Source organism: Trichocoleus sp. DQ-A1 (assembly GCF_039961955.1).
Lineage (GTDB): Bacteria > Cyanobacteriota > Cyanobacteriia > Cyanobacteriales > FACHB-T130 > FACHB-T130.
Genome location: NZ_JAMPKE010000020.1, coordinates 81,890 through 93,485 on the forward strand (window position 1 = coordinate 81,890; position 11,596 = coordinate 93,485).

Sequence of the window (11,596 nt, forward strand, 5' to 3'; positions counted from 1 at the left end):
CCCTAAGCAAGCCCGGTAATCAACCGCCGCTTCCCTCCCTCCTGAGACTCAAAATTCGTACCAAGACGGTAGCATAGTTGGGAAAACTGTAACAAATCTTTAATGAACTTAACGGCTGGAGCAGTCCTGAAGAACGGCAAATACGTCCTCGACGCCCCACTGGGTCAAGGTATCTTTGGGATCACCTACCGGGCGACTCATACTCAATCGGGGAAAGCGGTCGTCGTCAAAACCCTCAACGACAGTCTGAGGACTCATCCCGATTTTGAGCGGTTTGGGCAGCAATTTCTCACCCAGGCACGTCGCCTCGCTCGCTGCAAGCATCCTCACCTGGTTCGGGTTCTCGACTTGTTTGAGGAATTTCGGCGATGTTTCATCGTCATGGAGTTCCTACCGGGGCAGACCCTAGCTGAATCGCTGCCAGCGGGTCAGATTTTGCCAGAAGCCCAAGCCCTTGGCTATATTCATCAAATTGGCAGTGCCTTAACGGTGATTCACAAGGCAGGGTTACTGCACCGAGATGTCAAACCCCAAAACATCATCCGGCGTCAAGGAACTGATGATGTCGTGCTGATTGACGTTGGTTTTTGTGATGAATTGACGCCGGGAGTGACGCAAACCCAAGCCAGTTTACTAAATCCCGGATATGCGCCAATCGAACAATATTTTTCCCAGGCAAAACTCACCCCAGCGACAGATGTCTATGCTTTAGCAGCAAGTTTGTATTGCTTGCTGACGGGTCAACCGCCGGTTCCAGCACCGCTACGCGATCGCATCCCTCTGCCAAATTTACGGGAAATTCAACCCAAACTCAGCCCGACTGCGATCGCTGCCATTTTGTGTGGCTTAGAAATCAAAGCCGAGAAGCGTCCCCAAAAAGTAGAAGATTGGCTCTCCCTGTTGCCAGCTAGCAAGGCTCCACAGGCTCCCCGCGCGACCCAAACGGCTCGTCGCCCTGTAATCCCCAAATCTCAGCCTGCCCCCCAAAAGCCGCAACCAGCCAGCAACACGAAACCGAAGATATCGCTTGCTAGCGGAGTGAACTGGAATCTTAGCCAGGATGTGAAGCGACCGGGCAAAACCCGCCCTTACAAAACTCGACTAGCCAAAGTGAGTGCTGCCCCGAAAAAACTCAAAACAGCGATACGGGCAAACTTCCCGATTGCCCTCGCCAAGCTAAAAACTTTTTCGTTAAAAAATTTTAAGACTCCAGAGGCGATGAATCGCGTCTCTACAAAGCTTGGCTCGTCACCGGGCATTCCTCGCGTACAAAACTTAAAGTTTCCCAAACTGACACTCGCTAGAGGGCTGATGATGACAGCGGCGATCGCTACCTGTACGGGTGCCGGATTCGGCTTGGCAGTTCGCTTGAACGGAGCAATGGGGCCAGGGTCTACTATCCTGCACACCGAGCAATCCTTTCCCCCCCGCGACGACTGGCCTATCTCAGACACCCCTGCTCCGGCCTCCAGCGCCAACCTGCTATCACCCCCGGCTGCTGTTGTCGCACCCGCACCCCCTTCTCCAGATACACTGCCAAAGCCTAAGCTGTAACCTAGGCTGTAGGAAGTATTGAGAGCAAGCAAGTTATAATTTGTTACGGACGCACAAATAGATTTTTTCATGACTAATCCTGTAGTTCATGCCTTTTTTGTCGGCAGAGCGGTTGCAGAAGCTCTGAATGAACAGGTAGAAAACGCCGTCACCCATGCTCTCTCCGAACTCGGCAAATTTGATGCTGAACAACGAGAGTCTTTGCGGCACTTCACCTCACGAGTGACCGAACGCTCTGACGCCCAAGCTGAAACGGTGATGCGGGGACGAACCACTACCACCATTGTGCCTCAAGGCACCCAAACCACAGATTTGCAAGCGACGATTGATGAACTTCGGGCAGAAGTCGCTCGCTTTCGCTCCGAATTACAACACTATCGCAGCCGCTCATTATAAATCCTGTCAGCGCAGCGGGCGGCACTCTGTTCGCGTGCTGAGTGGGAATTCAGTTGTGAGTTGTTAGTTATCCAAAACTCACAACCTCAACTGTGATCGCCCCAATTACTTGAAAAAACAGACTTAGGAATCCGAGTGTCAGCCTATCCTAATGACCCTAAACTGAAGCGATACGCGGCTAGCACGCCGAGTGCCCAGCGTGCCACTGATAAAGCCCGTAAGGATAAGGCTTATCGGTGGAACCGCGAAAGTTACTCCTATCAACGGCGCTTCGTAGATATTTGGGGGTTTGTTTTAACCCTAATGTTTAAGCTCTGGCGCTACAACAAATCTTGGAGCTATCCGGGCGGAATTACAGAGGAAAAACAAGCCCACAGACGCAGAGCGCAAGCCATTTGGATTCGAGAGACGTTCTTAGACTTGGGGCCGACTTTTATTAAAGTCGGGCAGCTGTTCTCCACCCGTGCCGATTTATTCCCCGTGGAGTATGTGGATGAACTTTCTAAGCTGCAAGACAAGGTGCCTGCTTTTAGCTACGAACAAGCTGAAATGCTGATTGAGAAGGACTTCGGCAAGAAAGTTTCGCAGCTTTACCGCACTTTTGACCCGATTCCCCTGGCGGCGGCTAGCTTGGGACAGGTACATAAAGCAACGCTCCACAGCGGCGAAGAAGTCGTGGTCAAAGTACAACGACCCGCATTGAAGCAGCTGTTTACGGTTGATTTGCAAATTCTTAGAGGAATTGCCCGTTTCTTTCAAAACCATCCCGACTGGGGTCGGGGTCGTGACTGGCTAGGAATCTATGAGGAGTGCAGCCGAATTCTTTGGGAAGAAATTGATTACCTGAATGAAGGCAGTAACGCCGATACGTTTCGCCGCAACTTCCGCGCCTATGAGTGGGTAAAAGTGCCACGTGTCTACTGGCGATATACGTCGCCACGGGTTGTCACTCTTGAGTACATTCCAGGCATTAAAATTAGTCACTATGAAGCGCTGGAAGCAGCGGGGCTGGATCGAAAGGAACTGGCTCACCTAGGTGCTAAGGCTTACCTGCAACAATTGCTCAACGATGGCTTTTTTCATGCCGACCCTCACCCTGGCAATATCGCTGTCAGTCCCGAAGGTGCCCTGATTTTTTATGATTTCGGCATGATGGGGCGGATCAAGGCCAACATCCGCGAGCAACTGATGGAAACGCTGTTTGGCATTGCCCAAAAAGATGGCGACCGAGTGATGCATTCGCTGGTGGAAATGGGGGCGCTGGCAAAGGTTGATGATATGGGACCCGTGCGGAGATCGATTCAGTATATGCTGGATCACTTTATGGATAAGCCGTTTGAAAACCAATCGGTGAGTCAGATTAGTGAAGACCTTTATGAAATTGCTTACGACCAACCTTTTCGGTTTCCGGCGACTTTTACCTTTGTGATGCGAGCTTTCTCAACTTTAGAAGGGGTTGGAAAAGGCTTAGACCCGGAATTTAACTTTATGGAGATTGCAAGACCCTTTGCAATGCAGCTTATGGCAGATAGTAATGGCAGTAATAGTACCAGTAGTAGCTTCTTGAATGAATTAGGACGGCAAGCGGCTCAAGTTAGCAGTACGGCTTTGAGTTTGCCGCGGCGGATTGAGGATACGATTGAGAAATTAGAGCAGGGCGACCTGCGGATTCGAGTGCGCTCTATCGAAAGCGACCGCATTCTTCGGCGCATGAGCAGTATTCAGTTAGGAACGAACTATACTTTGCTCATCAGTGCCTTCACTCTGTCAGCCACCATCCTCTTCGTTCAGGGTTATGTGGGGCTAGCAGTTGTGGTTGCTCTGGGGGCAGCTGCCATCGCGTTTGTCCTCATCCGCTTGCTCATGCGCCTTGACCGATTTGATCGGATGTTTTGATTCAGGTAAAGTAAAGTTGCTGTTGCCAGCAGACAATATATGATTCGTCGCTCCACGGGCCTCTCTGATGCGGGACTTCTTCGTTCCGTCAACCAAGATGACTACCATATCGACCCTGATGGGCGATTTTTTATAGTTGCTGATGGCATGGGAGGACATGCAGGAGGCCAGGAGGCAAGCCAAATCGCCACTCAGGCTATTTACACCTATCTAGATGAGCATTGGCATTCCGACGAGACTTGCCCAGCGTTATTAGAAAAAGCCTTCTTGGATGCAAATCAGGCGATTTTACAAGATCAAGCGAATCATCCAGAACGCTCAGATATGGGCACGACAGGCGTTGTAGTGATGTTTCGCCAACAGCAGCCTTGGGTCGCTCATGTGGGGGACTCTCGCCTTTATCGAATGCGAGGGGCAACTCTAGAGCAAATCACTGAGGATCATACTTGGGTGGCACGGGCGATGAAAGCTGGGGAGCTGACTTCCGAACAAGCTAAAATGCACCCGTGGCGTCACGTATTGTCTCAGTGTCTGGGTCGTAAAGATCTGCGTCTGATTGAGATCCAACCGCTGGATGTGCAAGCAGGCGACAGACTGCTGCTGTGTAGCGATGGACTTACAGAAGAACTCTCGGATCAGTTGATTGCAACTCACCTCAAGGTTACTTCCTTGGAAAAGGCAGCCGACGCCCTTGTCGAGTCCGCTAAAGATAAAGGGGGCAGAGACAATATTACAGTGGTGCTGGTAGCGATTGAGGGGGGCGACTGAGCAGGAATAGCGGTCAGGTGATTCCCCGTCCTTAAAAAACTCACGCCACCATCGCCTGCGGCTCCCTGCCCCTAATCCCCGCCAATGGGGATTAGCTGTCTCATTCCGTTGAGCGCTGAATAACTCGTTCGCAGAAAGGGAATAAGATCCTGGGTTTTTCAGATTTTTCCTGAATTAAACGAAATCCCTCTAGGTTAGACAAAACGTTAAGGGAATCAGATTCACAACTGAGCGATCGCATTTTAGACTTTAGACTTTAAACAGTCCTAGTAGCAATTCTTTAGAGTCCCTTGAGACGTCTTCTTTTTCTCACGGAACGATTTCCCCCAGATATTGGCGGGTTAGCGAGTAGCGCCGGACGCATCGCCGCCGCCCTCTGCCAGTTGGGCATTGAAGTAGACGTTGTGGCGTGGAGTCGTTACTTGCAACCGGGAGAAGTCCGGAGTTCAGACGTAGCTAGCAAGGCAACTGGGCACGCCGAAAGTCAAAATTTCCAAACTATCAAACATCTCAAAGTCTATCGGGTGGGGCTATATCGCCACTGGGATATGACGATGCCTCATACGCTTAACGTCCTCGACTGGCTGCATCAGTGCCGTGGGTACGATGCTGTTTGGGGGCACTATGTCTTCCCCAGTGGGTTCTTAGCTACTTGGTTTGCAGCGACAAATGGCCTTCCCAGCACGGTAAGCGCCCGTGGGAATGATATCGATCGAGCCATGTTTCCACCGGGGGATTTTGCGCGACTGCAATGGACGTTGTTAAATGCCGGTTTGATTACGGCGGTGAGTGCTGATATGGCCCGAAAGATTCAGCTACTCGCCCAGCGGGATGATGTGATGGTTTTGAAAAATGGCGTCAATGAGCGGGTATTTTCGCCCCCCATTATCGGCGCAACTCATGAATCATCTCTTCTGAGAGCATCTTTAGGCATCGCTCCTGATGAAGCGGTACTGGGATTTTCCGGAGAATTACGAGAAAAGAAGGGGCAGCAGTTTCTTCTGAATGCCTTAACCACAGTCCGCGCCCAACGTCCTGCCTGTTTGTTAATTATCGGGGAAGTGCGGGCGTCTCAAGAAGCAGCACTACAACTGTATGCGACTCAGCATCCAGAAGACGCTAAGCGGGTGATTATTACCGGACATTTAGCGAGTCCTGCGGCGGTAGCGGGGCATCTGCGGCTGTGTGATGTCTATCTGCAACCGTCGGTATGGGAGGGAATGCCGAATGCGCTGCTAGAAGCGATCGCCTGTGGTTGTTGCTGTATTGCCAGCGATGCGGGTGGGATTCCAGAGATCATTGAGCATGGAAAAAGTGGCTTTTTGCTGCCTCGTTCCCAGTTACATCGACTGGGTGAGGCGGTGCTGGAGTGCTTGGATTTAGCTCCAAGTGCTAGGCGTCAGATTGGGATGGCAGGGCGCGATCGCATTCTCGCTGAATTTTCTCTAAAACATGAAAATCAGCGGCTTCAAACTGTTATCGATCGTTTAATTCCAAGTTCCTCATAAGCTGCTACCAAAGCATCACCGGCGTGTTTCCAAGTGTAATCATTTTCAATCTGATGACGGGCATTCCTTGCTAAGTTTATTGCCAATTCCGGTTCTGTTTTTAACCTCAGCAAGGCATCTTTAATTTCCTTTGCAGAACCTGGTTTGACGAGCAGGAAATGTACCCCATCCACACCCAATTCTCTCACCACAGGTAAATCGCTAGCAATTACCGGCGTACCTGTCGCCATTCCTTCCAAAATTTTTAAAGGACAACAACCCTGAACCAGATTTCGGTCATTGGGCGTCAACGGAGCCAAAATTACATCAGATGCATGAATTTTTTGGACGAGTTCCGCTTGCGATACAGGGTCTAAAATCGTGAGAGACTCTGCTACTCCTAGTTTTAAAGCTAGCCGTTTTAAGGCTAAAATCTGAAAGTCGCGACCTTGTCCAATGACTGTTAATTGAGTAGGAAAATCCCGGTCAGCAAGTGCCAGTGCTTCAACAGCAAGATTAATCCCTTGCCAAGGGGAAAATGTCCCAAAATATAACACCTGAAATCGAGGCTGAGTCTTTATTGAATCATTTTCAATCTGTAGGGGTGGCGTTTCCTTGTCCTGATAGGGAAGATTTGGATACTCGGCATCCCTAAATTTTGAAGGACGATAAGTAAATATATCTAAATCAACTCCATTGGGAATGACGCGGATTTTTGAGCCGGGAACCCCTCTTATTTGGAGATAGTCTCTGGTTACGGAACTAGGCGTTAAAATTAAATCTGATGCTTCTAAACAAATTTTTTCTTGTGCCTTTAATTTGTGTAATAATTCCCGATCTTCTGCTACTGCTGGATAGCGATATTTTAGTTCAATTGATGGCAATCCATTAACTTCAAAAATTAAATACTTACATAATTTTTCTTTGTTTAGAGCAATGGGAAATCCTTCATAAATAGAACGGATATGCACTGTCTCAAACCACTGATTCTGCCACCAATTGCCCAGCATCGCGCGAAAATAAAGCACTCGATTAATTAATGTATCTCCTAGCGCAGGTAACATGGATTGGATAACATGGGGTGATTCCCTCTGATTTACTGCGTAGGCTGTCGGGGAAACTGTCACTAGCTGAATGTCGCCAAAAGCATCTGCCAAAGCTTGAGTAAAAGCAGAAATATGAATTGCGGCTCCCTTGGGCGCTGGTACGGTATCAAAAGAAACGTAAACTATTCTAGAATCGTTCATCAACTAAACTATGACTCAATTTTGCCCTAAGATTCTAACTTTTTGTAACGATAATTACCACTTCCGAGAACGTATCTGTTATCAAAGCGTTTGAGTGTGATTTTAGGTAAGCGATCGCTACCTTCCGTAATCCCCGATTCATTGATATTGAATTTTTATTACAAATGTCAATAAATTTAGAAACCTTTCGCAAATCTCTGACTTATTCGGTGACGGCTGCTGTTTCTGATATTGTCAAAGACTTAAGGGAAATGGCAACCCTAGATAGAGCCTCGGAGGCAAAGCAAACAGAGTTTGGAAGTTTAGCAACCAAATGTGTTATTGGTGCGATTACTTCAATTGTTATAGCGTTCATTTTAATGATAGTTGTAGGAGAGATGGGAGATGGGCTTCAATTATTTGGAAATATTGTAACTGTTTTATTATTGTTTGTTGGATTAGGATGTACGATCGTAGCGATTTATGCAGGAATAAGGAGGAGTAAATATAGCCGATTAAATTTACCAAATCATCGCTATGCATTAACGGAAAAAATTTTGGAAATGCTGGAGCGAGATATGGATAAGGAAGCTAAGGTCAGTGTTCATTTAGATCTCAGTCCAGCCCATCAAAAATCTAAGCAGATTAAAACAGTTGCCCATCCCTCGAAATCAGGATTTAAAATAGATATTTTCCAAGATGATTGGCTAAAAATGGAAGGACAATTTTTAGATAAAACTCGTTTTGTATTAACAACTTCTGAGCTAAATCAGACCGCTTATGGATGGAAAACTTCTAGAAGCGGCAAATCAAAATACAAAACGAAATCGAAAGCCAAGGGATTAGATATCAGTCTGGATTTAACTTATCCGCAACGACGGTACGGGGCAATCAAAGTTCTGAACAATGAAGCTGTGAATGCAGTAAAAATTCCAAAACTGACTAAGGTAAAACGGATGAGAGTGACGGATAAGGGAATAAACTTAGCTGTGAAAATGCCACCTTCGATGCCTTGGAACGAAGAAACATTATATCAAACTATCACGATGATGTTTCTCAGCCTGTATCAAGTTCTAAATTTAGCTCGGATGTTATCTAAGGCAAAGTAAGTAAAAGTAAAAACATATTTAGTTTGTTTGCAAAAATCCGGAACATTAATTATGCAAACTGTTACTAAATAAAGAAAGGATTTTGGTGAAAACTTGAACAATGAATAACATGAACAGAACATTTTTCTCCGGCTTAGCTTTGGCAGCGGTAATACTGCTAGGTTCTTGTAGTAATTCTGTTAAGCAGGCACCAGAAGTATCTACAACATCTAACCCGCAAACATCTCCAATTGCTCAAAATAATTCGTCAGCGGTGACGACTAATACAGAGAAGATAAAATTTAAACAAGAGGGGGGTGCGGAAGATTTTGCCCTAAAACCAGAGGTAGATGGGGCTAAATTGCTTGATGGAAAGGACAAAGAATTAGCTCGATTTAATGTTGATGATGGGGGAAAAGTAAAAATCAAGAATCCTGCCGATCAAGTTTTAGGCTACGTTGTAACAAAAGAGGGTTATTGGAAGATTGAGGATGCAGATCAAACAAAAGAATTGTATGTTTTGCGAAGACAGAATGATGGAGATTACAAGTTAGAAGATGCGACAGATAAAGAAATTTACAGAATTAAAGCGCGAGATTACGGTTTTGAGGTTGAGTCACCGGATAAACAGTCGCTTTACAAGGTGAAAGTAAAGAATGGTAAAACTTCTCTGATCAATGCAGCCGACAAACCAGTTTTTTCTACAAAATCTCAGGTAAGCGCAATTGCGATCGCTAGCTTCGGGTTCGACGTTTTAAGCAAAGAACAAAAAGCCGCTTTAGCTTACGCAGTTAATCGTTCGGGAGGGAAATAATCCTTGCAAATTCAACTGAGTTGGATAGATCCAGCCACCGGCGAAAGACGAGAACCCATGTTAGAAACGCCTGTCGCCTTGGGCCGAGAATTTGCCTCAATGCCCCAAGAAATTGATGGCAATCGGGTTGCTAGAATTGTGTTAGCCAACGAGCAAGTGGCTGAATATCATGCTCTAATTGATGTAGCGAATGGCGAGTTAATCGTAGTCGATCAAAATAGCAGTACTGGCACCTTAATTAACAGCGTCCGGTTGCCCAGTAGTACGCTAATAGATGGCGATCGCTTGCAAATTGGCCCCTACGAAATTCAACTCAATCCCAGCAGCAGTCAGGCTACCAGTTCATCGGGGATGGCTGCAAGTGGAGAATGCGATCGCATGGTGGGATTTCTCTTCAAACGTCGCTGCGGACGCACTACGAACATTGGCTGTCCTTATTGTAGTTACCCAGATAATAACCCCTATTACTACGATTATTCCTATTACTCTGGATATGGTAACTACAATCGCGGTTATTGGGGCAGCAACTACTATGACAACCGCGATCGCTATGATTATGACCCGGAAACTGGCAATGTCGATTTCACCGAAGCAGACAATATGAGTCTAGAAGGGGAAATGGATGCCGATTTTGAGATGGATATGGGGGCAAGTTAAATTTTTAACGCAGAGGGACGCCCAAGATAACGCAGAGGCACACCAAGAAAAAACGATTCCTTAACGTACCTTTGCGTTTACCCTTGTGTTCTTTGCGTTGAAAACTCCAAAAATGTCAATTTGGTTAATTTATGCTTTGGGAGGCGGTTGGGGACATCTTACCCGTAGCTTATCTCTCGGACGAATGGCTACCCGTTACCATCACGTCAAAATTCTTACGAATACCCCTTATGCAACTTACTTGGGCGGTGAGGGTTGCGATGTGCAAATCATTGCACCTAACGTTGGTTTTGCGGCGACTTGCGAACAAGTACGGGATGTTTTATTAAACACCCGGTACGACTGTTTAATTGTTGATACTTTTCCTCGCGGTTTGGGTGGTGAATTGGCAGATATTTTGCCCCAGTTAAAACACATCCCCCGAATTTTAATTCACCGCGATATCAGCCCAGTTTATATTCACCGCTTCGCGTTGCGCTCTTTTGTTAAAGAAAACTTCGATGCGGTTATTGTGCCGGGAGAAGGAGAAGATTCACCGCTAGCAGATTTACCAATTGTCCATTACACCAGTCCCTGGCTAATTCGCAATGCTGAGGAACTGCCGAATAGAATGAAGGCGCGATCGCTACTGGGCCTGAATGCACTTGGTCTGGATTGCGATCGCCCAAGCGGATCTAATTTGCGGCTACGCCAACGCCCCTTCAAGAAGAAGGGGGGCAGAAGTTGCTTCGCTTTTATTCAACAAACCCCACCGGCGGGAGTTAGAAAAAAGATTATCCTTGTCTGTGCCGCCGGACAAGCTTCCGAATTATCTTTCTTTGGTAAGTTATCAACTCACCTGAATGCAGCGTTTCCAGACGCAGCGGTGCGTGTCTTAGCACCTGTCTGTCCAGATGGATGTCCGCCGCAGTTGTGGGTGTCTCACTCGCCAGGAATCGAATGCCTCCTAGCGGCTGATGTCGTTGTCGGCGGCGCTGGTTATAACACGGTTTATGAATGTGCTGCGGTGGGCGTCCCGTTAGTCGCTTTTGCCTTTAAGCGACTATATGACCGTCAAAAAGTTAGGGCTTTACGATGCGCCTACTGTGTTGAAGAGATTGAGGACGCGATCGCGACTGTGGCAATGCTGCAAAATCAGGTATCCAATCGCCCTGCGGATTATCCTAATGGTGCTGTAGAGGCAGTACGGCTAATTGAGAAACAATTTACCTGAACGCACAGATTTTCATTATAAAAATATACTATCACAAAATCATTTGTACAAGCTGCTTTAGGTAATTTAAAGCCTAAAAAAGCCTTAGCAAAAGATTGTTAAATTCAATTCATAAGCAACCAGTTCTGCTTGTTAGACAACTGAGTATAAAGCTATTAAGTATCGCTGTATACATTTATTTGATAATTCTTAAGTTAGATGAAGTTTCTGGCAGTTGTAGCAAACTGGGTACTAAATAACCATAAACCATTAACAACCATGAAAACTAACGAAGCAACCAATCGTGGGGCTACCACTGAGCAAGGTGAAAGTAAACAGGAGCTTAATCAAAAAACCTCTAAGCAATTTCTTATCAGCACGACAATCGGAGTATTAACAATTCTCGTGGTTGCTGCAAGTTATTATTTCGGACTCATGGGATCTTAATGCTACTGAGGAAGGTGGATCAAATCACTTACACTCATTCCCATTCTGTAGGGGATGGCAGCGCCATCTCC

The 11,596-nt window shown here is 46.7% G+C and carries 11 protein-coding genes; 10 read left to right on the top strand and 1 reads right to left on the bottom strand.

All coding sequences use genetic code 11. The features are described from left to right. Positions 1-102 precede the first annotated feature (102 nt). The 5 genes from NDI33_RS18495 to NDI33_RS18515 all read left to right on the top strand — a co-directional run bounded on the left by NDI33_RS18495 (position 103) and on the right by NDI33_RS18515 (position 6,122). Positions 103-1,554, top strand: coding sequence for a serine/threonine-protein kinase (locus tag NDI33_RS18495; protein ID WP_190676446.1), 1,452 nt, complete (start codon positions 103-105; stop codon positions 1,552-1,554). A 69-nt stretch (positions 1,555-1,623) separates the two neighbouring features. Further along, complete coding sequence (locus NDI33_RS18500) at positions 1,624-1,950, top strand: DUF6825 family protein (protein ID WP_190676448.1); 327 nt, start codon at positions 1,624-1,626, stop codon at positions 1,948-1,950. A gap of 162 nt (positions 1,951-2,112) precedes the next feature. Continuing rightward, positions 2,113-3,846 carry an AarF/ABC1/UbiB kinase family protein gene (locus NDI33_RS18505; RefSeq protein ID WP_199302482.1) on the top strand — a complete coding sequence of 578 codons (1,734 nt, stop codon included), beginning with the start codon at positions 2,113-2,115 and terminating at the stop codon, positions 3,844-3,846. A gap of 39 nt (positions 3,847-3,885) precedes the next feature. Further along, a complete protein-coding gene (locus tag NDI33_RS18510; RefSeq protein ID WP_190676452.1) occupies positions 3,886-4,614 on the top strand; it encodes a PP2C family serine/threonine-protein phosphatase in 729 nt (242 codons plus the stop codon). 290 nt (positions 4,615-4,904) lie between these two features. Continuing rightward, positions 4,905-6,122 carry a glycosyltransferase gene (locus NDI33_RS18515; protein WP_190676454.1) on the top strand — a complete coding sequence of 406 codons (1,218 nt, stop codon included), beginning with the start codon at positions 4,905-4,907 and terminating at the stop codon, positions 6,120-6,122. Here the strand turns inward: NDI33_RS18515 and NDI33_RS18520 are convergent. Then, a complete protein-coding gene (locus NDI33_RS18520) occupies positions 6,083-7,348 on the bottom strand; it encodes a glycosyltransferase family 4 protein (protein ID WP_190676456.1) in 1,266 nt (421 codons plus the stop codon). The genes NDI33_RS18515 and NDI33_RS18520 overlap by 40 nt on opposite strands. Positions 7,349-7,512: 164 nt before the next feature. Between NDI33_RS18520 and NDI33_RS18525 the strand changes: the two genes are divergently transcribed. From NDI33_RS18525 to NDI33_RS18545, 5 genes are all read left to right on the top strand, one after another. Further along, entirely contained in the window at positions 7,513-8,436 is a 924-nt protein-coding gene (locus NDI33_RS18525) for a hypothetical protein (protein WP_190676458.1), read from the top strand. A 109-nt stretch (positions 8,437-8,545) separates the two neighbouring features. Continuing rightward, positions 8,546-9,229 (top strand): hypothetical protein, encoded by a 684-nt coding sequence (locus NDI33_RS18530; protein WP_190676460.1) that lies wholly within the window; start codon positions 8,546-8,548, stop codon positions 9,227-9,229. Between the two features lie 3 nt (positions 9,230-9,232). Next, positions 9,233-9,886, top strand: a complete 654-nt coding sequence (locus tag NDI33_RS18535; RefSeq protein ID WP_190414401.1) for an FHA domain-containing protein — start codon at positions 9,233-9,235, stop codon at positions 9,884-9,886. A 112-nt stretch (positions 9,887-9,998) separates the two neighbouring features. Then, a complete protein-coding gene (locus NDI33_RS18540; RefSeq protein WP_190676462.1) occupies positions 9,999-11,099 on the top strand; it encodes a UDP-N-acetylglucosamine--LPS N-acetylglucosamine transferase in 1,101 nt (366 codons plus the stop codon). 258 nt (positions 11,100-11,357) lie between these two features. Further along, complete coding sequence (locus NDI33_RS18545; protein ID WP_190414399.1) at positions 11,358-11,525, top strand: hypothetical protein; 168 nt, start codon at positions 11,358-11,360, stop codon at positions 11,523-11,525. The last annotated feature ends 71 nt before the right edge of the window (positions 11,526-11,596 follow it).